Source organism: Microcoleus sp. bin48.metabat.b7b8b9.023, assembly GCF_013299185.1.
GTDB lineage: Bacteria > Cyanobacteriota > Cyanobacteriia > Cyanobacteriales > Microcoleaceae > Microcoleus.
On sequence record NZ_JAAFKG010000060.1, the window covers coordinates 1 to 20,245 of the forward strand.

Here is a 20,245-nt window from a genome sequence, read left to right on the forward strand (position 1 = left end):
TTGAAGATTTGAGTGAGTTACTTTTTGATTTATCTAGTTCAGATAAACCTGTTAAATGCCTCGCATGATGTCAGTCAATAGCCTTCATAGCCTTGATTTAACCTCTCGACAATTAATCCACCCTGCCTAGCCCCCCTTAAGAAGGGGGGGACAAGATGTGCATTTAAATTTTGGGGGAAGGGGCGATATTTAGGGAATAGTTTCAGAATTAGTTTATCTTAAATCATGCCTACTTGACAACTAGGGCGATCGCCCCTTTTGGAAGGAGTCAAAAAGTGCGATCGCCCTTTACAACTTTTTCTCAACCAAGGGCGATCTCTACCAATTAATTACCGTTAAACTTGTTACCTTTCCAAACTCTCGATCGGCTGTCACCAAAGTTGCTGAATTTTGGATTGCCATTGCTGCAATAACCGCATCTGGAAGTTTCAAGCGATGTTGCTGGCGAATTTCAATTATTTTATCAATCAAAATAGCATCCATCGCCCCTAAACCAAGAACCTCCACTCGTTGCAGAAACTGCTCAAAAATCTGACGATCGTCTTGAGTCAGCCCAGGAAATACCAGAAACTCTATTTTGCTAATAACTGAAACTCCGATCCAATCAGCATCTTTAAGCAATTCAACCAGTTGAATATTCCCTTGAAGCAAAGCTACGATCGCATTCGTATCCAACACATAGCGATTACCACTCATCGCGTAGATTCCTCTGCATTGTTACTGCATCTCCCTGCCAGGTTAATCGCCCCACCAAATCAGAGAAATCATAGCTGGGTTTCTGGTTCCCATCTGACGAAACCGGATTCAAAACAACTAAAATTTCCCGTTCTTTTAGCAATCGTAACGCAGCCAGAATCACTTCAGAAGCAGATGAGTACCTACCGTTTTTGATTGTTGATTGAACAAATTTCTCTAGTTCAGGAGTTAAGGATATATTCATGATGTTGAGTCACCTATTTGAGTCAACTACTCTTCCCATAATAACAAAAATTATCCAATTTTGTTATTTAACATTTTTGGCTGCGGGAAGATGGCGCGATCGCCTTGCTTGTAAGCGCAGATTAGGGAGATCCCCTTTGGAATAAATCAAAAAGGGCGATCGCCTTTTTGGTATGGAAAGGTCGATCGCACAACACAATCTAGTCAAACAGCATTTTGAGCAGAGGGAAAGCTTAACAATAGAGAATTACTGCTGAATAATTTTAACAATCTTAGCGATCGGCAATTCTCTGGCTAGTAATTTGACAAAGAATTAGATCGTCTCCTGCCAAAGTTGCGATAACCAAAGCCGGTCGGCGCTTGGCTTGTGTTAAATCGGAAAATGGGAATGGAACAACTACTACATCACCTTTTACAAATTCTGCCATGCTTCATCCTCTTCTAACTTTAGCCAGTCTTTTTCCAAAGAAGATTCACTGAGCAAGCTTGCTTCTAACTTATCTTTATTGTATTTTAATTTGAGGAATTGCAGGAAATTCCAAACTTCTTCTAATATAGATTCGGGAATATTCTCTACTTCCTTAATGAGTAATTCTTTAGCGTTCATCTCATTTACCTATAAAAACATACTAATTGAGGTCATGCGTAACTTCTGTCTATTATAGCATCGTTGAGATTATCAGCTCATGGCGCAGATTCCTCTGCCTTCTCCGGCTCAACATCACGAACTTTAGCCAACTATAGCGCGATCGCCTTGCTTGTAAGCGCAGATAAGCGAGATCCCTTTTGGAATAAGTCAAAAAGTGCGATCGCTCAGCACGTCGATCGTTATTACTCAACCAGCAACAAGACGAATAGATTCAATGTGTCGATCGATTTCCTCATCCGTGCAACCGACTCCATTCTGCCACAGTTCATATTCACTGAGGTCGATATCTTCATTCCAAACCAGTGCATAACCACCAGGTTCAATTTTAAAATTCTTGAAAAACCCAGGATTGTGCAAGCTCAAAAACATCGGATTGTCTAATAACTTAGAGATGTCATACTTCTTGATTTCCTGATTGGTAAACTTAACTATCAAGGTGCGATCGTCAATAACTTTAGCAGAAACAATGCGCTCAGGTTTCATAAAACAATCACAGTTATTTTAATGGTGGCAGTTTACTAAATTCTTGGCTATTCCACATATCCAGCAGTTCTTTCTGGTACAACGTAGCCCATTCTATTACCAGCTTTTGAGCCAGATTCGGTAAATCTCCTTCAATAATCTCTAGAGATTCAATCCCAATTAAAGCATTGTACTCACCGTAAACTGCGTGAAAATGAGGAGGTGGACGATCTCCAAAGAAGATTTTGATAATTATTCCGTAAAATCGTGCAACTTCTGGCATAAAGCTCTGCTAAACGACGATATGAGGATTATTGTATATGAAGCAGGAACAAGAATAACTAACAACTACCACTGCGGCCGCAAAGCCATCAAAGCAGTAGCTTCTTCGCTCGGTAATGGCTTAGCAAAAAAATAACCTTGACCGTATTCGCAGCCGATCGCCCTTAACTTAGCTAATTGCGCCGCCGTCTCCACACCCTCAGCAATCACATCCATCCCCAAAGCGTGGGCTAGGGTGACTATTGTTCGGACGATCGCCACATTTTCCCCCTCGCCCAATTCCATCAGCCCGACAAATGACTTATCAACCTTCAAAGTATCCGTCGGAAACCGACTCAAATAACTTAGCGACGAATAACCAGTGCCAAAATCATCAATTCCCAATTTGACATTTAACGCTTTCATTTGCTTCAAAACTTCGATCGCCGATTCGACATCATCCATCACTACACTCTCTGTAATCTCCAACTTCAAACTCTCGGCACTCAAACCCGTTTCTGCCAAAATAGCCTGAATGCGATCGACCAAATCCGGCTGAGCAAACTGCTTCCCAGATAAATTTACACTCATAATCAAAGGGCGATCGAAATTAAACATTTCCTCCCACAGCCGCAACTGCCGGCAAGCTTCCTCCAGTACCCACTCACCAAGCTGCACAATTGCCCCCGTTTCCTCAGCCACCGGAATAAACTTGAGCGGCGAAATCAATCCCCGCTGGGGGTGCTGCCACCGCACCAAAGCCTCAAACCCAATAATCTTCCCGCTAGCCAAACACACAAAAGGCTGGTAGTGCAGCAAAAACTCCCGACGCTTTAGGGCCATCCGCAAATCTGTTTCCAACCGCAACCTCTCCAAGGCCAAATCGTGCATCGAAGCATTAAACACCTGATACCTTCCCGTTCCCAAAGCCTTCGCCCGGTACATCGCCGTGTGGGCGTCTCGCAGCAAGTGTTCCGGCTGTTCCCGGGTGGTAGCAGCGGGTTCGCCTCCCACTGCAATTCCGATACTCGCCGTGACAAACACCTCCTGCCCTCTCACTTCAAAAGGCACAATTAAAGCTTGGTGAATGCGATCGGTCAAATCGATCGCACTCCCGAGATCGACATTCCTCGCCAAAATCGCAAAATCGTCACCCCCCACCCGCGCCACAGTATCCGCGCGAGCAATACTTGCCCTCAGCCTCCGCACCACGGCGATCAACAGTTCGTCCCCTACCAAATGACCTAGAGAATCATTAATTACCTTAAATCGGTCTAAATCAATAAACAGCACTGCAAACAGATAGCTGTGGTGGCCTTTATTGTGGGCGATCGCCCGCCCCAAACATTCCACAAACAAATCCCGGTTCGGCAAACCCGTCAGACAGTCGTGAAAAGCATCGTAAAGCTTCCTGTAAGCGCTGATGCAGACACCAGTCACTACCAAACCCAAACCGGGCGACACCAGCGGCACCCACCCACCCCCAATAAAAATCGCAAAACTAATTCCCAACAGCCCCATCAACAGCGCACCCCCAACCAATGCTGCCCTCGCCGGGTGCTGAATCCGCCAAGCCACAACCCCGCCAAGCACAGCCCAAGAAGCGTTCCACAAAATTTCTGCCCATTGCGGCCAGATCCAAAACAGCGATCGCCCCTCCAAAACGGCACTCAATATTTGGCTGAGCATTTGGGCGTGCAGGATCACCCCCGGCATTTTCGGAGTTTGTTTTTGAACCGGACTGTAGGGCGTCAGAAACACGTCTCTGGTACTAGGTGCAGTCGTTCCGATCAGCACAATTTTGTCCTTGATCCAGGTTGGGTCAATTTCCCCCTTCAATACCTGCGAGATACTGACTTGTCGCGCTACATTATTGGCAGAACGGTATTTGAGCAGAATTTGGTAGCCTCTGGCATCAAGATTTGCATAGCCGCCGCTGTCAGATTTTAAAGGCACAAATTCTGCTTTGCCCCAGTTGATTTGGTGGGGATGGACAGGGCTATCTGTCGGCTGCACGCTGTTTTTGAGATACAGCAAAGCCAGTTGCAGAGAAAACGACGAAACAGTAGTCTTGTTTGCTTGCGAGACTGAGAGTAAATGGCGGCGCACCACGCCGTCAGCGTCGAGCACGAAGTCGTTAAAACCGATTCGATCGCGCGGTATTCCTTGGGGCGCCGGGACTCCCGGACTTTCTGCATCGCTCATTTTGGCGATCGCCACTACATTCGGTGCTTTCAGTTGGGCCAGCAATTCTTCGTTTCCCGGTGGTTGTGGCAAATCTCGGTACAAGTCCAAACCGATGACTTTTGGCTGGTACTTTTGCAATTTTGTCAAGGTTTGGGCGATCGCACCGTCGGAAACCGGAAATCTCCCCAAAGCTTGAATATCGGCCTCGGAAATTCCCACGATCAGCAGCCTCGGATCGGGGCCCGCATCGGACTGCAAGCGTACTAACGAGTCAAAACTGCCCAATTCCCAGCTTTGCAGCCATCCCAACCGTTGAACTCCCAGATTCAGCAGCGTTACAGTAGCACCCGCCAGCATTGCAGGCAAAATTCTGACCCGGCGGCCTGGAGAACTCAGATCGAGGCCAGTGGCGACAGACAGTACAGAACGAAGATTTCGAGAGAATTTGGGAGTCACAGAAAAAATATATGGGTGCAAATTCGCTTCGCACAAGTCTGTTCCACAGAATTGAGCTTATTATGAGATTGAGTGTAATTTTTTCAGAAATTGTGCCGAAACCGAGTTTATTTAAGTTAATCACTCGATTTTGTCAAGTATTTCGGGAGGGGAAACCGGGTTGTTGAAGATTTGCCGACAAGTCCTGTTTTTTATTCCCCTGTTTCCCCAAATTCCCACAAGCGTTAAAATTTAGTCGATCGAAGTTTCAGGATATTTTTGAGATTATGGCGAATCAACTTCCGATTCCGGTGATTGTTAACGGTGCTGGCGGCAAGATGGGCCGCGAAGTAATTAAGGCGATCGCAAATGCTGATGACATGACTTTATTTGGGGCTGTAGACCGTTCTCCTGAGTGCCTCAACGCCGATGCGGGGGAATTAGCCGGATGCGGCCCGTTAGAAGTTCCGGTAACAGACGACTTGCAAGGAATGCTGGTATTAGCATCTCAGGAAAAGCAATTAGGCGTGATGGTAGATTTTACGCACCCTTCGTCTGTTTATGAAAATGTGCGATCGGCTATAGCTTATGGTATACGGCCAGTAGTTGGGACTACAGGATTGAGCAGCAAGCAAATTGATAAGTTAGGTGAATTCGCTGACAAAGCCAGCATCGGCTGTTTGATTATACCCAATTTCTCGATCGGCATGGTTTTGCTACAACAAGCAGCCGTCACCGCATCTCAGTATTTTGAACACGTAGAAATTATCGAGCTGCACCACAATCAAAAAGCCGACGCTCCCAGCGGCACGGCGATTCAAACTGCTCAAATGCTAGCAGAATTGGGAAAAACTTTCAATGTGCCAGAAGTTGAGGAAACCGAAAAAATAGCTGGAGCTCGCGGTTCTGTAGCCGATGAAGGGATTCGGATTCACAGCATCCGTTTGCCCGGTTTAATTGCTCATCAAGAGGTAATTTTTGGCGGTGCAGGCCAAGTTTATACTTTACGACACGATACGAGCGATCGGGCTTGTTATATGCCGGGAGTTTTGTTATCGGTGCGAAAAGTGCTGGAATTGCGATCGCTCGTTTACGGATTGGAAAAAATCTTGTAGTCAGTTGACAGTTGTCAGTTGTCAGTTGACAAACGTTGATGGTTGATAGCTGACAGTTGATAGTTATTGTAGGGTGCGTCAGGGCTGAATGTTTTAACAACAGACTAATAACTTTCCCTGACAAACCTAAGTTTAATTAGCTTCTTCGTTCTTAAGTTATTGTAGGGTGCGTCAGGGCTGAATGTTTTAACAACAGACTAATAACTTTCCTTGACGCACCTAAGGTTAATTAGATTCTCCCCTCTTACTTTTTCCTTTTCTATATTGCCTTTTCCTTCTTCCTTCTTCACTCTTCCTTCTTCCTTCTTATTATGCTAATTCCCTTAACTCGCGAAACTTTTCAAGAACTAATTCCCCCCGTGGCTACCGGAGCACAATACAAACATATTTGGGGGAAACCGCCCGATTTTTTAAGGCGAATGTTAATTTCTGCGGTAGCTGTAGTTTTGTTGCTAGTAGTTTATAATTTTGCCGGTTCCGATGTCGGGCCTCTAGTTTTAATTGTCGGATTGATTGCTGGTTTGTACTGGCTGTGGGGGCCGATTTTCTGGGCGAGTTTGCGGAATGCAGAATGTCGTAAATATAAATACTGCGGCTTTTGGCAAGGGCGAGTATTGGATATTTATATCACCGATGAAGTCACAAGTCAAGAAGAAACAGTCAATCAAAAAGGACAACTTGTAATTGTTGACAACCTAGAACCGCGAATTAATTTAGAAGTTGGCGACAAAACCGGATTTACTACTACGCTTCGAGCTCCATTGCTGAAAAGTCATCAAGGAATTGTCCCCGGTCAAGCTGCTTTAATGTTAATCATGTCGAATCAAGAAGATTTGGGCAGAATTGCCAAAGTTTCGGATATTTACATTCCCAGCCGCGATGTGTGGGTGAGCGATTATCCTTATTTGCGTAAGGATTTGTTTGTGGAAATGAGCCAGCAGATTAAAAAAGGCAGACAGAAAAAAGGGCGAGATACTGATGATAATCAAACTAGAGGCGTGAAAAGGCGATCGTCCGCTGATTATTGAACAAAAAAGGTTCGTAGTGAGGACTTTAGTCCGCATCAGGTTCGTAGTGAGGACTTTAGTCCGCATCAGGTTCGTAGTGAGGACTTTAGTCCGCATCAGGTTCGTAGTGAGGACTTTAGTCCGCATCAGGTTCGTAGTGAGGACTTTAGTCCGCATCAGGTTCGTAGTGAGGACTTTAGTCCGCATCAGGTTCGTAGTGAGGACTTTAGTCCGCATCAGGTTCGTAGTGAGGACTTTAGTCCGCATCAGGTTCGTAGTGAGGACTTTAGTCCGCATCCAAATCAAATGAATTGAGGCTGTGGCGTTGTCAATCGTGTTGTTCACAAAGGACAGGGTGCGTCAGACAAAACAACCAGCAATGCAAAAAAATTAGCTTGCTGACGCACCCTACAAAAACCCAAAAACCTTATAATTGCGATCGCACAAAACGTGCTTTCACGACATTACTGCGGCTTAGTTTCCGATGATTTTTGAAGGTTTTGGGCGGCGCGAGGATAAAGATCCTTGATAATCGCCTTAACTTTTGGCTTCTGTTCGGCAGTCAGATTAATTTCAGTCAAAGCTTTACGCATTTTTTTGCCAGACTTCAGCTTAGCATTCAACTCTTTGTATTGCTCAACAGTGAGTACCTTTGCGAGTTGTTTACTAACTTCCTTGCGCTTCTGTGCTCTTTCGGCATTAGAAAGCTTCGGTTTCTGGGAATCTGTTGGATTTGCAGCCACCGTGTCAGATTTAGCATCTTTGGAAGTAGCAGTATCTGCGTCAGATTTAGCATCTTTGGAAGCAGCAGTATCTGCGTCAGATTTAGCATCTTTGGAAGCAGCAGTATCTGCGTCAGATTTAGCATCTTTAGAAGTAGTAGCATCCGCCTTGGTTTCCGATGAAGTGACTGGATTCGCCGCAGTCGCATCGGGCTTAGTAGCATCGGAGGAAACAGCATCCGCCTTTGGTTTCTCTAAACTTACGGTATCTTCCTTAGCTGGATTAGATTCCGAGGCTTCCGGCGGGTTAGGTGGCGCACAAGCAGACAAACCGCCAATTAACATGACACCGGCGAGAATAAATGCTGGTGCGATCGTACTTTTCATGATTTACTCCCTCAAATTAACCTTGTTTCACCAATGTTATAGCGTAAAATCGATAACCGTTCGATCGTTTCGATCGCCACTCTTGCGCGCGGGCGCGATCGCGATCGCACTTTTCGGCCTCATCGGGTTGCGTTTAGCAACAGTGCGGCTGGGTAGAAAACTTTTATTTACCGCCCTCGAATTCAGTTTAATCTTACTGCCGATTGAATCCAAATAGAAATAGGCACGTAGTTGGGATGCGAGCTCTCTTTATATATACGTCTAAAGAGGGCTGAAGCCCAACTACATACCTTTGTTACATTAACTTTCGATGCTTGATATTACTTCTCGGAATTGCCGCGATCGGACTTGTCAAAAAACGCCGTTAGCGAGTTCCAAGCAGACTTGGCAGTCTCTTTCAATCGAGCACCAATCGACTCAATTTCTCCCACAACGACGTGCCAATTCTTTTCAGTTTCCTTGTTAATGTGCTCGACAGCTTGTTCGATGCGATCGCGTTCGACTAATTTATTTTGTTCCACCGCTTCTCGCGCTTGTCGAACCGCCTTCAAATAAGCTTCGCGACTGACTTCGCCGGCATCTTGCACCTGGGCTTGGGCTCGCGTTTTAATCGCATCCACCACCAGCCAATTTTTCTCGGATTCCTTTTTGAGTAGGCTGACAGCCTCAGTCATTCTCTCTTTGGCGATCGACTTATTTTGTTCGATCGCACTTGAAGCCTTCTGGAGGGCTTTCAAATAAGCTTCGCGGGTGAGATCGCCCGCTGCTTGGACTTCGGCGGCGGCGCGTTTTTTAATTGCTTCAAACAAAGCGGCTGTTTCTGCGATCGCCTCCGGCGTAGCATCCGGCATCTCTTTTTTAACAATCGCCGTCGTTTCGGGAGTAGCCTCTACAACTGTTACTTCTACTTCAGTCAAATTTGGTTCAGTCATTGCGATGTCTCCTTTTGTATTCCGCAAACGCAGAATTTGTATGTGTGGCGCCAGAATTAATTCTGGCCTTTAAGACTTTTTACCTGAAAGAATTGGTTGAAAGCCCGCCCGCCGGATCGGGATCAATTAAAATCAGACTATTCATTATTCGATTCCTCGGACTTAACGGTAGAGTTAGCTTTCAAACTGTCAACTGTCAACTGTCAACTGTCAACTGTTGAACCTAGCACCAGAACTCATGCTGGCTGTTAAAACGTTCGATCGATCTGTAGCGCCAGAATTAATCCTAACACTTAATAAGAACCAGGCAATTCTTGTTCCAGCTTCATCAAATTTTCAATCCGCGATTCGGTAGTTGGATGAGTCGAAAACAAACTTCTAAACCAATCACCAGCAGACGAATTCACAATCAACAGCGGTGCAAAAGCTGGATTACCATCTAAGGGCATTTGGCGCGCCCCACTTTCCAACCGCTGCAAAGCCCTCGCCAAAGCCCTTGGATTGCCCGTTAACCGGGCAGCCCCCGCATCCGCCGAAAACTCCCGCGTGCGCGAAATGGCTAGCTGAATGACGGAAGCAGCCACCGGTGCGAGGATAATTGTCAGCAGCAACCCCACAGGATTCGGGCTGTTGCGATCGTCCCTACCCCCAAACCACATACTGTAACTCGCCATTTGCGCCAACCACGAAATCGCCCCCGCCACCGTAGCCGCCACCGCTTGCGTCAGCGTATCGCGGTTGTTAATGTGAGTAAGTTCGTGGGCGATAACTCCTTCGAGTTCGTCCTCTGACAGGATATTCATAATCCCTTCAGTGACTGCAACCGCCGCGTGTTCGGGATCGCGCCCGGTAGCAAAAGCGTTAGCAGACTGAGTAGGAATAATATAAACTCCTGGCATCGGTAAATTAGCCCGCTGCGCCAGTCTTTCCACCATTGTATAAAGTCCCGGCGCTTGGCTGGCAGTTACCGGCACAGCCCCGTAGGCCGCCAAAGCGATTTTATCCGAGTAAAACCACGAACCTAAGTTCATGGCGGCGGCCAAACCAATGCCGATAATTGCACCTCCCGAACCGCCGATTACCCAATAGCTAACGGTAATTAACAGCGCACTTAACAAACCTAACAAAGCAGCAGTTTTAATTTGATTCATTTCGGGACTCTCCCTGAAATCACTAAATTAAGCAATAATCTCGATCGACATTCAATAGTTGTTTGCATGGCATTTCGCCACCGCCTACCAATAACCCGCTTTCTAGTGCAGTATTTGGTGGCATCACAGATAAATTTTGGTTTTGAGTATTTCGATCTGTTCTCCTACATTCTATCTACCCAAGTTGAGCTCGCGTGTAGAATACCGCCAATTTGCAGGTACGGTTTAGCGTACTTTAGTTTTTAGTTGAGTGCATCTGGGTTTTGCACGTATGTGTGTAGGGGCTTTCGCATGACCTCCGTCAATATGAGATTATAACTAATAATTTATATGCGGTCATGCTATAGCCCTATTCAAAAACCAGATGCACCCCTTTAATTTCTGATAAATCGCTCCACCTCAAAATACAGACTACCAAGAAATCCGCTTGCTAAATCTAGAAATTTGAGATTTGGGCTTTTCAATTTTCCAGCGGCCACTGTCCGGCACCGCCAGCATATAACAAGTGGTGAGATTTTTGAGCATCCAGCCAAGATTTAGGAAATTGATATTGAGATAGGAGGATATCTTGAAGCGCGACTTGCATCTGATGCGCGCAGATATCGGGTGGCACTTTACCTGTGCCCGTACCCATGCCGGGAATCGCGATCGTTTCAATGATATGTTTGACCGGCGTTCCGTCTGGAACCGTGCCAAATTTTACGAGAGTTAAAATAGCCCTAGTTGCTAGATAAACATTGACTGTGTCTGTTAAAATTGTCGGTACGCGCATGGTTGGGGCAGCGATTAAATAGGGAATTTCGTCATGATCGGTATCGACAACTTCGGCTAATCCTACCAATAGTTCGCCGTGATGGCGACTCTGAATTAGTTTTTGTAAGCGTTCTTGAACGTGACCACCAAAATATTCCAAAATAGCTAAATCTAAACCGCCGTCCATAAAGCCAAAACTATTCGCTGGACTCACAATCGCATCGCATTTCACACTAAAGATTGAGCCGTGATGTATTTTGACATTATCGATATTGCCGCAAGTGCTTTCCCACGCTCTAACTAAGTCATCATCTACGGCAGCCAGCACAATTTGCATACATACTCTCTATAATTTTTTAAATGGCGATTGCTCTGGCGATCGCCATTTTAATCATACAATATTTTAGATGAGTCCGCTCAATCTAAAATCTAAAATCCTTTGATGCTGCAAGACCCCAATCTCCGCCACCCGATCGCAATTAGTTTCGGTGCCATTGCCGGCGCATTGAGTCGGTATTATATCACCTTGTGGTTTGCCAACCGTTTCGGTACCGCATTTCCCTACGGAACTTTTTTTATCAACATCACCGGTTGCTTGGCTATGGGATTTTTTATCACCCTGATTTTTGAACGGGTGCCGGCGGTTCCGTCAGAGGTGCGGTTAATGATAGCAACAGGATTTTTGGGGGCTTATACTACTTTTTCGACTTACGGTTTAGAGACAACTGTCTTGTTGCGCGATCGGTTTTACAGCTTGGCCACTTTTTACTGGGCTGGCAGTGCCATACTCGGAGTAATTGCCGTTCAGTTAGGCAGCATTTTAGCACGAATTGGCAAATAGATAAAATATCGTTTACCTCTTTCATTAGATATAATCGAGCACCCGTAGGGACAGGGCATTACCAGAAAGAATTGGTTGAAAGCCTCTCCCGGAGCGGGAGAAATTAAAATCAGACTATTCATTACTCCAATCCTCTTCCTTCTAGGTAGAGGTCGCTCTCCCATGGTCAACTGTCAACTGTCAACTGTCAACTGTTGAACGTATCCGGCTTGCGGCTCGTCTAATGAAAAATAATTTATATGAAATCAGTAATTGTAGCAAGAAATTTGAAAATTAATCTAAAAATTAAGTTTTTTCAGCTCGACCAGGTTTTGGCGATCGCTCCTGATTTCAGCTTTAATTGATATCTGGCAGATTTTACCAGAAAGCATTGGTTTAAAGCCCCAAGCCCGATCGCGATAAATTAAAAGAAGAGGATTCATTACTCCAATCCTCTTCCTTCCTTTGTCAAGTGCTGTCAACTGTCAACTGTCAACTGTCAACTGTCAACTGAATGAAGCATTCCCGCCAGCAGGTCTTGCTAAAAATGAGTTAATGAGGTATACGTATGGAAACCCAAGAATCTATTTTAAGACCAACGGACGCAAACTCGTGTCTGCCGACAAATATCAGTTGTGAGTTTGTGAAAATTTTTGGGTAATGACTAATGTTCGCGAGTTCTTAAGCTCGCACTTCTGATGACTGATGATTACTGTTCGCGATCGGGGACAGCACTGATGAATGATGACTTATGACTGCTGACTGATGACTAATGACTAATAACTAATAACTAAAGTTAAATAACAAGCGAGGGAGTTTAGTTGTGGTAGTTAAAATAGCAACAGAGTGCCTCATTACCTTAAAAGGTGTTAGCAAAGCTTACCAGCAGCCCAACGGTCAAAAAATATCTATTTTAGAGCCAATAAATTTAGAACTGCGATCGGGCGAAATAGTAGCTTTGCTCGGCCCTTCCGGTTCTGGCAAATCTACATTAATGCGGATGATTGCCGGATTAATCCCCCCCAGCGATGGTCAAGTTCTCTATCACAATCGTCCGTTAGTCGGCTTAAATCCTGGGATAGCAATTGTCTTTCAAAACTTTGCCCTTTATCCCTGGCTGACGGTACTAGAAAATGTAGAATTAGGCTTAAAAGCTAAAGGAGAATTGCCAGAACCGCGCCGCCAAAAAGCCTTGCGAATGATTGATATTATCGGTTTGGATGGATTTGAAAATGCTTATCCGAAAGAACTGTCCGGCGGAATGCGGCAGCGAGTGGGATTTGCTAGGGCTTTGGCGGTAGAACCGGAATTGCTGTGCATGGATGAACCGTTTTCAGCTTTAGATGTGTTGACAGCAGAAAACTTGCGGTTTGAGTTATTAGATTTGTGGCTAGAAAAAAAGATTCCGACTCAAGCTGTATTAATCGTAACTCACGGGATTGAGGAAGCGGTAATTTTAGCCGATCGCATTGTAGTCCTCGGCCGCAATCCCGGACGAATTCGCGCTGAACTAACCGTGACTTTGCCGCATTACCGCGATCGCAAAACAGCAGCATTCCAAGCCCTCGTAGACCAAGTGTACAAAATTCTGACGAATCCAGAGTTAAGCTGCGAAACAGTGGCTGCACCAACTCAAAGTACCGCTACTGCTGTATCTCAGCCTCAACCCGCCCCCAGCCCTAAATACCAATCTCTGCCGCAAGTCCGCACAGGTGCGATCGCAGGTTTGTTAGAACTCCTCGAAGATCGCAAAGAGAAAGACCTCTACCGCCTCGGTCAAGAATTAATGTTAGAGGTAGACGACATTTTGCCGATCGTCGAAGCCGCCAAATTAATGGAATTCCTAGTAATTCAAGAAGGCGACCTTCTATTAACACCAGTTGGCATTCAATTCATAGCCGGCGGAATTGACCAGCGCAAACAAATTGTTCGCACCCAAATTCTCACCAATATTCGCCTCGTACAGCAAGTTTCTCGAATGCTTCAGGCCAAGCGCAATCACCGCATTTCTGAAGAATTGATTTTGGACATTCTCGAAGCCCACTTTAGCCCCCAAGAAGCAATGAGGCAATTGAAAACTGCTATTGACTGGGGTCGCTATGCAGAATTATACAGCTACGACGAACCAGGGGGTGAAATATTCCTAGAATCGGAAGAAAAAGATGAGTAGTTATTGGTTATTTGAGAGTTAACTGTTAACTGTTGACTGTTGACTGTTGACATTAGTTACCAATTCCCAATGCCCTGTTTGGCCAATGCCCTGTTTGCCCAATTCCCAATTCCCTGTTTGGCCTTCTTCCCAATGCCCTGTTTGGCCAATGCCCCATGCTCAATGCCCAATTCCCTGTTTGGCCTTCTTCCCAATTCCCTGTTTGCCCAATGCCCAATAACTAATTATTATGACAAGACCCCTAACACCAGCCAATAAAACATTAGAAAGATCGACTTGGACTTGGCAAGACGGCTTGCTGATTCTAGCAATCTTCTCTCTAATTTTAGTAATAGTCCAAACAGCTTCTCAATTCAACAGTGACTACAACCCAAACTTTAAAATAGAGACTACGCTAAATGTCTTGCCAGCCTATACAGCCCAGACTCTTTTACGCATGACAGCGGCTTATCTTTTATCCTTGCTATTTACCTTAGTTTATGCTTATTCAGCTTACCGCTTTCCTCTCGCAGCAAAAATTTTAATTCCCTTACTAGATATTTTGCAATCAATTCCGGTTTTATCCTTCTTGCCCGGAGTAGTTTTAGCGCTAGTTACGTTATTTCCCGGTCAAAGAATCGGCGTAGAACTCGCATCGATTATCTTAATATTTACTGGAATGACTTGGAATATGACCTTTAGTTTCTATCAGTCGCTTTCCGGAATTCCGCAAGAACTGAAAGAAGCTGCTCAAGTTTATCGGCTGAATGCTTGGCAGCAATTTTGGACGTTAGAATTGCCCGCTGGCGCGATCGGGCTGGTGTGGAACAGCGTCATGTCAGTGGCTGGTGGCTGGTTCTTTTTGATTGCGATCGAATCTTTTACCTTGGGTGCTAAAAACTTTCATCTGCCCGGACTCGGTTCCTATTTGGGGAAGGCAGCCAATGAAGGCAATTTTGGGGCGATCGGCTGGGGTTTAGCAGTATTAATTGGTGTGATTGTAGCCATAGATTTTTTCATTTGGCAGCCTTTGATTGCTTGGGTGGAAAAGTTTAAATATCAAGCCGTAGAAGCGACCAATGTACCGCAGTCCAAGGTGTTGGATTTTTTAAGGCGATCGGCGACGCTGCGGGTGTTGAAGTCGCGCATATCGCCCGTAGGTGACAGTTTCGATCGCGCTTTGGCAAGAGGTTTTGCACCTGCTCATTTACCAACAAGCCCTCGCCGCCAAAGCCGCCTCGGCAATTGGATCAATTGGCTGTTTGTCAGCGGGTTTGCTGCGATCGTCCTTTGGGGAACCTGGGAAGCCGTGCTGCTGCTGAGGTTCCTGAGTGTATCTGATTGGCAAAAAGTCGTAGGAGGTGCATTTTTTACGGCTTTGCGAGTCATTTGCGCGCTATTTTTATCGCTGTTGTGGACTGTACCTGTCGGAGTGGCGATCGGTCGAAATCCGCGTTTAGCTCAGATTTTGCAGCCCTTAGTGCAAATAGCCGCTTCTGTACCAGCAACGGCTTTATTTCCCGTATTGCTACTAGCTCTAATTCACGCTGGAGGCGGGTTGCAAATTGGTTCTGTAGCGCTGATGATGTTGGGTACAATGTGGTATTTGCTGTTTAACGTAATTGCGGGCGCTCAAGCCATACCTTCGGAGTTGTTTGAAGCCGCGCAAGTTTACAAACTTTCCCTAATTGGGCGCTGGAAAACTTTAATTTTGCCGGGAATATTCCCTTATTTAATCACAGGAATTATTACGGCGGTTGGCGGAGCTTGGAATGCAAGTATTGTCAGCGAATACGTGCAGTTTAAAGGTGAAATAATTAGAACGAGCGGTTTGGGAGAGACGATTTCTGAAGCAACGGCATCGGGTAATTTTCCTTTACTGTTAGCGGCTACTTCTGTGATGTCGCTGTTGGTTGTATTGACTAACCGTTTGGTGTGGCGCCCGCTTTACCGTTTGGCACAAGAAAAATACCAGTTATTGGTTTGAGTTGACAGTTGACAGTTGACAGTTGACAGTTGACAGTTGACAGTTTTCAGTTGACAGCTTGTTATGAGCGAAGCCGAAGGGTTGAGAGTATACCCATTCTCAAAGGTAATTAGTAATTGGGAATTAGTAATTAGTAATTGGTAATCGGTAATTGGTAAGCTGTTGTGCATTTAAATTGTATATTTCGAGTCCCGATCAAAAATTCTCTCCCCCGATCCCCATCGGCCCCTCTCCTCTTCTCCCTCTCTAATACCATAGGCAATCTAGATGCAACACAGCTTAATTGGTAATTGGTAATCGGTAATCGATCGCACTTTCCCGAACTCACACTGGCGTTGCACTAGAGCGAAAACATCCTACCAAGAAACTCGGTTTCGAGAATACAGCTTGGTTTTGGTGGTGCCGCATCTGCCAAAAAATTCCGTTGCTGGCGCTGCCCGTGTAAATCGTAATAACTGCAACCAGTGGTGTCAATAGGCTATAAACTGGATTCAGGAAGGCGTGCAGCACAGGTTGATACCAGTTACCACAAAAATGCAACTGTAGGTCAAGTTCAAATCTGCTGACTTAGTAAGTCATTCCCAATCCTTTAATCCCAAATCCCAAATCTAAAATCTAAAATCTAAAATCTAAAATCTAAAATTGCATGAGGAGGGTCATCAGTGACAGAAAACAATTATCAATCGTCTTCTCTACCCACCTACGCGCGAAAAGAACTCCGGGAATTAGTTCGATCGCAGTTAAAGGCTTTGTTGGAACAAGGAGACTTTCAAGGAGCAAAAGCGATTTTGCAGCCGGTGCAGGAAGCAGACATCGCTGAAGCTATCGAAGGCCTGCCGGAAACCATGCAAGTAATAGCTTTCCGGTTGCTTTCTAAAGACGAGGCGATCGCAGTTTACGAATATCTCGACTCCAGCGTTCAGCAGTCCCTCTGCGAAAAATTCAAACGCCAAGAAGTCATCGATATTGTAGACAAAATGTCCCCGGACGATCGAGCTAAACTATTTGACGAACTGCCGGCCATCTTAGTCCGCCGCCTCTTAGGTGAATTGAGCCCAACGGAACGCGAAGCGACGGCCCAACTCTTGGGTTACGAAGCCAGTAGCGCCGGCCGGATTATGACCCCAGAATACATTTCTCTCAAAGAAAGCTTTACCGTTGCTCAAGCTTTAGACAGAATTCGCTCTTTAGCTAAAACTACCGAAACCATTTATTCTCTTTACGTCACTGATGCGGCACGACGGTTGAGTGGCATTTTATCCTTGCGGGATTTAGTCACTTCTCCCCTCGACAAAACTGTCGGCGAAATTATGACCCGCGAGGTAGTTTCTGTGCAAACGGGAACGGATCGAGAAGAAGTAGCTAGGCTGATCCAGCGTTACGATTTTTTAGCTGTGCCCGTTGTAGACCGCGAACAGCGTTTGGTGGGGATCATTACAGTTGACGACGCGATCGACATTTTAGAACAAGAAGCAGCCAAAGATATTTATACCTTGGGTGGCGTCCAGTCCGGCGGCGACAATTATTTTCAGACCGATTTAATCACCGTCGCCCGCAAAAGGGTCGTCTGGCTGTTTGTTCTGCTGTTGACCAATACTGTCACCGGAGCAATTATTAGAGCTCAAGAAGATATTTTGCACCAAGTAGTCGCCCTAGCAGCCTTTATTCCGCTGCTGACTGGCACTGGAGGCAATGTCGGAGCCCAGTCCTCAACTGTGGTAATTCGCGGTTTGAATACTGATGAAATTACAGCAATGGGCCCCTTTCAAGTAATTGTGCGTGAGGGGATGGCGGGAGCGCTCCTAGGCGCTATATTGGGGACGGTAGCGACGGGCTGGGCTTACACTCTGCAAGGGAATTTAGCCGTGGCAATCGCGGTGGGGGTGAGTTTGCTGGCGATCGCAATTTTAGCTTCTATTGCCGGTTCAGCTCTGCCATTTCTCTTTCGTTCTTTGGGTTTAGACCCCGCTTTAATGTCTGCTCCTTTTATTACCACCGCAGTTGATGTCCTCGGAGTCTTAATTTATTTCACTTTAGCTCGACTAATTTTGCAATTATAATATATTTAATTAGATTCGCATAAATTAAAAACCCATAGTAATTTTAAATTCCGTGATGTACAGCCTCCCAACTACCAATGCCCAATGCCCTGTTTGCCCAATGCCCTGTTTGCCCAATTCCTAATTACTAATTACTAATTCCTAATTAACTTATGTCATCATCTAATTCATCAACCAAAATTCAAAATCCCAAATCGAGCAATTTGTTAGAAACTGCTGAATTAATCTTTCTTGCTGCCTCGGCTGTAGGATTGGCTGCTAGTTTGGTTTTGCAGCAGAGCATTTATGTCGAAGTTCCTGTAGTAATTTCGCTGGTGTTGAATTTTGTGAACCGCCAGAAGTTTCGCGGGCAAGTTAAAACAAGTACCGCGGCAGTGTTCGATCGCGTAAACCAACAAGCAGCTACGAGCGATCGGGCGATCGAGCAATTACAACTTGCTGTAAGTTCTTTAGATACAGCTCTTGCCCAAACATCTCGCGAAAATCTCAATGTTGGCCAGGCAGAAAATTCCCACTCTATAATTTCAGCAATTGAGAACCTGCGCCAGCGGATCATAATTTTAGAAAAAACTATTAAAATGATTCAAAGCGAGATCGAAATCACCAGCCGCCAATTCAAACAACGGCCTGAGTTGCAACAAGTAGAAACTTTGACAACAATCATTCTGGACTTGCAGGAGTTTATCAACGAACTGCCGCAATGGGGAAATTTGCAGCAGCGACAGCTAACAGAACTTCAGCAACAAGTAGATAATGCTTTGGCTCAGCTTGCTCAAGAAATTGCTGTGATTCCCACCCGGGTGCAGGAGGCTGTAACTAGCCGCGCCGGGGAAATCAACCAAAACTTGGGTTCTGGTTTGAATGCCGATCCCAAAAATGCCGATCGATCTAAAACCCAGAATGAGAAAATTCGCCAGAAATATCCCAGGGCTTACGTAAAGTGGAGTCGGGAGGAAGACGAGAATTTGCAGAAAGAATATGCAAACTGCCAAGAAGTTAGTGAATTAGCTCAGAAATTTCAGCGACAACCTGTTGCCATTCGTTCGCGCTTGCAAAAATTAGGATTGATTGAATAATTTCGAGGGAATTGGGAATTGGGAATTGGGAATTGGGCATAGGGCATAGGGCATAGGGCATAGGGCATAGGGCATTGTTGGCTGACAACTGACAACTAATAACTGACAACTGACAACTGGGCATTAAGAGGGCGGACACTCTTGGCACCGCCCCTACTAACTGACCAATTACTAATAACGTTCGATCGCGGGGAATCTCGCACTAATAACCAATAACTAATAACCAATAACTAATAACTAATGACTAATAACCAATAATATCGTGTCCGGTCGATTGACCGCGATAAGATCCGTTCGTAGTGCGGACTTCAGTCCGCAGCATATTGCGGACTGAAGTCCGCACTACGAACAGTTTTTTGTTATAGTAATCGACCGAACATGATATAACCAATCACCAATCACCAATAACTAATAACCAATCACCAATAACTAATAACCAATCACCAATAACTAATAACCAATCACCAATAACTAATAACCAATCACCAATAACTAATAACCAATCACCAATAACAAAGCGATCGCCCTTTTTTTCAAAAGAGCGATCGCTTTGTTTATTTATTCAGTACCTGCTGCCAACAGCGGGCCACTAACATCACATCTCAAGGCTTTTTAGCCTTGCTCTACCTCATTCTAGAAATCTTGCGGTAACAAAGAACTTAAACGCTCCAATAAAGGATCGGACTCCCGACGAGGAGCAACCTCAGCATCAGAAACTAAATCGTTCGCTACAGACTCAGACTCGATCGGATCGGGCTCTACTACTTTTGAAACTTGGGCAAAAGAAACTTGAGCAAACTTACTGTCAACACTCCCCTGCAACTGATCCAACTGCGCGCCCAATTGACTCAGGTGATGTTCCAGTCCTTCCAAACGGCTTAATTCCTCAGCAGAAACATTGCGCTCAAACTCAGCAAATCTGACCGCAAGTTCAGCAATACGCTGTTCCAACCGCTCAGAGCTATCTGTAGAGCTAGCAGACTCAGATACAGACAAAAACTGCCACAAAGCTTGCTTGCAGAGATTGCTGAAAGTCTGATACTTCGTAAAAGCCAACTCTTTTTCAATAGCCGCCAGCAAAGTTTGATCGGCAGCATCTTCCGTAAACGCCACCGAGAAATTCGCCTTATTTTTTGCCCACAGTGCCATAGGG

Annotated in this window: 25 protein-coding genes; 10 read left to right on the forward strand and 15 right to left on the reverse strand. The window is 45.4% G+C overall.

Annotated features, from left to right (window positions below):
* Positions 1–318: 318 nt before the first annotated feature.
* The 8 genes from QZW82_RS26290 to QZW82_RS26325 form a co-directional block, all read right to left on the reverse strand.
* Positions 319–696: a type II toxin-antitoxin system VapC family toxin gene (locus tag QZW82_RS26290; protein WP_293155219.1), complete on the reverse strand. Its 378-nt coding sequence runs from the start codon at positions 694–696 to the stop codon at positions 319–321.
* Positions 686–940 (reverse strand): type II toxin-antitoxin system ParD family antitoxin, encoded by a 255-nt coding sequence (locus QZW82_RS26295; protein ID WP_293155222.1) that lies wholly within the window; start codon positions 938–940, stop codon positions 686–688. Before QZW82_RS26295 ends, QZW82_RS26290 begins: the two co-directional genes overlap by 11 nt.
* Before the next feature lie 63 nt (positions 941–1,003).
* Entirely contained in the window at positions 1,004–1,147 is a 144-nt protein-coding gene (locus QZW82_RS26300) for a hypothetical protein (RefSeq protein ID WP_293155225.1), read from the reverse strand.
* A 64-nt stretch (positions 1,148–1,211) separates the two neighbouring features.
* The gene (locus QZW82_RS26305) at positions 1,212–1,367 is read right to left on the reverse strand and encodes a type II toxin-antitoxin system PemK/MazF family toxin (protein WP_293155228.1); all 156 of its coding nucleotides are present in this window, start codon (positions 1,365–1,367) and stop codon (positions 1,212–1,214) included.
* Positions 1,352–1,546, reverse strand: a complete 195-nt coding sequence (locus tag QZW82_RS26310; RefSeq protein ID WP_293155231.1) for a hypothetical protein — start codon at positions 1,544–1,546, stop codon at positions 1,352–1,354. Before QZW82_RS26310 ends, QZW82_RS26305 begins: the two co-directional genes overlap by 16 nt.
* A gap of 228 nt (positions 1,547–1,774) precedes the next feature.
* The gene (locus tag QZW82_RS26315; RefSeq protein WP_293155234.1) at positions 1,775–2,071 is read right to left on the reverse strand and encodes a DUF2442 domain-containing protein; all 297 of its coding nucleotides are present in this window, start codon (positions 2,069–2,071) and stop codon (positions 1,775–1,777) included.
* 13 nt (positions 2,072–2,084) lie between these two features.
* Positions 2,085–2,333, reverse strand: coding sequence for a DUF4160 domain-containing protein (locus QZW82_RS26320; RefSeq protein WP_293155237.1), 249 nt, complete (start codon positions 2,331–2,333; stop codon positions 2,085–2,087).
* A 65-nt stretch (positions 2,334–2,398) separates the two neighbouring features.
* Entirely contained in the window at positions 2,399–4,954 is a 2,556-nt protein-coding gene (locus QZW82_RS26325; protein ID WP_293155240.1) for an EAL domain-containing protein, read from the reverse strand.
* 266 nt (positions 4,955–5,220) lie between these two features.
* On the opposite strand from QZW82_RS26325, the gene dapB reads away from it, so the two are divergent.
* From dapB to QZW82_RS26340, 3 genes are all read left to right on the forward strand, one after another.
* Positions 5,221–6,048, forward strand: coding sequence for a 4-hydroxy-tetrahydrodipicolinate reductase (gene dapB / locus QZW82_RS26330; RefSeq protein ID WP_293155243.1), 828 nt, complete (start codon positions 5,221–5,223; stop codon positions 6,046–6,048).
* A gap of 311 nt (positions 6,049–6,359) precedes the next feature.
* On the forward strand, positions 6,360–7,076 hold the full coding sequence (locus QZW82_RS26335) for a phosphate ABC transporter permease (protein ID WP_293155246.1): 717 nt from the start codon (positions 6,360–6,362) through the stop codon (positions 7,074–7,076).
* 16 nt (positions 7,077–7,092) lie between these two features.
* Entirely contained in the window at positions 7,093–7,365 is a 273-nt protein-coding gene (locus QZW82_RS26340) for a hypothetical protein (RefSeq protein WP_293155249.1), read from the forward strand.
* A 154-nt stretch (positions 7,366–7,519) separates the two neighbouring features.
* Here the strand turns inward: QZW82_RS26340 and QZW82_RS26345 are convergent, their stop codons facing one another.
* Complete coding sequence (locus tag QZW82_RS26345) at positions 7,520–8,164, reverse strand: hypothetical protein (protein ID WP_293155252.1); 645 nt, start codon at positions 8,162–8,164, stop codon at positions 7,520–7,522.
* Here QZW82_RS26345 and QZW82_RS26350 point away from each other — a divergent pair.
* The gene (locus QZW82_RS26350) at positions 8,163–8,381 is read left to right on the forward strand and encodes a hypothetical protein (protein ID WP_293155255.1); all 219 of its coding nucleotides are present in this window, start codon (positions 8,163–8,165) and stop codon (positions 8,379–8,381) included. The genes QZW82_RS26345 and QZW82_RS26350 overlap by 2 nt on opposite strands.
* A 103-nt stretch (positions 8,382–8,484) precedes the next feature.
* On the opposite strand, the gene QZW82_RS26355 is transcribed toward QZW82_RS26350, so the two are convergent.
* The gene (locus tag QZW82_RS26355; protein ID WP_293155258.1) at positions 8,485–9,096 is read right to left on the reverse strand and encodes a hypothetical protein; all 612 of its coding nucleotides are present in this window, start codon (positions 9,094–9,096) and stop codon (positions 8,485–8,487) included.
* Positions 9,097–9,140: 44 nt separating this feature from the next.
* Between QZW82_RS26355 and QZW82_RS26360 the strand changes: the two genes are divergently transcribed.
* The gene (locus tag QZW82_RS26360; protein ID WP_293155261.1) at positions 9,141–9,317 is read left to right on the forward strand and encodes a hypothetical protein; all 177 of its coding nucleotides are present in this window, start codon (positions 9,141–9,143) and stop codon (positions 9,315–9,317) included.
* A gap of 72 nt (positions 9,318–9,389) precedes the next feature.
* Here the strand turns inward: QZW82_RS26360 and QZW82_RS26365 are convergent, their stop codons facing one another.
* Positions 9,390–10,247 (reverse strand): M48 family metalloprotease, encoded by an 858-nt coding sequence (locus QZW82_RS26365; protein WP_293155265.1) that lies wholly within the window; start codon positions 10,245–10,247, stop codon positions 9,390–9,392.
* Positions 10,248–10,707: 460 nt separating this feature from the next.
* Positions 10,708–11,337, reverse strand: a complete 630-nt coding sequence (locus QZW82_RS26370; RefSeq protein WP_293155268.1) for a macro domain-containing protein — start codon at positions 11,335–11,337, stop codon at positions 10,708–10,710.
* A 105-nt stretch (positions 11,338–11,442) separates the two neighbouring features.
* Between QZW82_RS26370 and crcB the strand changes: the two genes are divergently transcribed.
* Positions 11,443–11,841 carry a fluoride efflux transporter CrcB gene (gene crcB / locus QZW82_RS26375; RefSeq protein ID WP_293155271.1) on the forward strand — a complete coding sequence of 133 codons (399 nt, stop codon included), beginning with the start codon at positions 11,443–11,445 and terminating at the stop codon, positions 11,839–11,841.
* A 278-nt stretch (positions 11,842–12,119) separates the two neighbouring features.
* Here the strand turns inward: crcB and QZW82_RS26380 are convergent, their stop codons facing one another.
* Positions 12,120–12,263 (reverse strand): hypothetical protein, encoded by a 144-nt coding sequence (locus QZW82_RS26380; RefSeq protein WP_293155274.1) that lies wholly within the window; start codon positions 12,261–12,263, stop codon positions 12,120–12,122.
* Between the two features lie 380 nt (positions 12,264–12,643).
* On the opposite strand from QZW82_RS26380, the gene QZW82_RS26385 reads away from it, so the two are divergent.
* Positions 12,644–13,990 carry a nitrate/sulfonate/bicarbonate ABC transporter ATP-binding protein gene (locus tag QZW82_RS26385; protein ID WP_293155277.1) on the forward strand — a complete coding sequence of 449 codons (1,347 nt, stop codon included), beginning with the start codon at positions 12,644–12,646 and terminating at the stop codon, positions 13,988–13,990.
* 229 nt (positions 13,991–14,219) lie between these two features.
* Positions 14,220–15,956: an ABC transporter permease subunit gene (locus QZW82_RS26390; RefSeq protein ID WP_293155280.1), complete on the forward strand. Its 1,737-nt coding sequence runs from the start codon at positions 14,220–14,222 to the stop codon at positions 15,954–15,956.
* Here the strand turns inward: QZW82_RS26390 and QZW82_RS26395 are convergent.
* Positions 15,917–16,126, reverse strand: coding sequence for a hypothetical protein (locus tag QZW82_RS26395; RefSeq protein WP_293155283.1), 210 nt, complete (start codon positions 16,124–16,126; stop codon positions 15,917–15,919). The two genes, QZW82_RS26390 and QZW82_RS26395, sit on opposite strands and share 40 nt — an antisense overlap.
* A gap of 492 nt (positions 16,127–16,618) precedes the next feature.
* Here QZW82_RS26395 and mgtE point away from each other — a divergent pair, with 492 nt between their 5' ends.
* Positions 16,619–18,016, forward strand: coding sequence for a magnesium transporter (gene mgtE, locus QZW82_RS26400; protein WP_293155286.1), 1,398 nt, complete (start codon positions 16,619–16,621; stop codon positions 18,014–18,016).
* Between the two features lie 152 nt (positions 18,017–18,168).
* A complete protein-coding gene (locus QZW82_RS26405; RefSeq protein ID WP_293155289.1) occupies positions 18,169–19,092 on the forward strand; it encodes a hypothetical protein in 924 nt (307 codons plus the stop codon).
* A gap of 633 nt (positions 19,093–19,725) precedes the next feature.
* Here the strand turns inward: QZW82_RS26405 and QZW82_RS26410 are convergent.
* Positions 19,726–20,241 (reverse strand): hypothetical protein, encoded by a 516-nt coding sequence (locus QZW82_RS26410; protein WP_293155292.1) that lies wholly within the window; start codon positions 20,239–20,241, stop codon positions 19,726–19,728.
* Positions 20,242–20,245 lie beyond the last annotated feature (4 nt).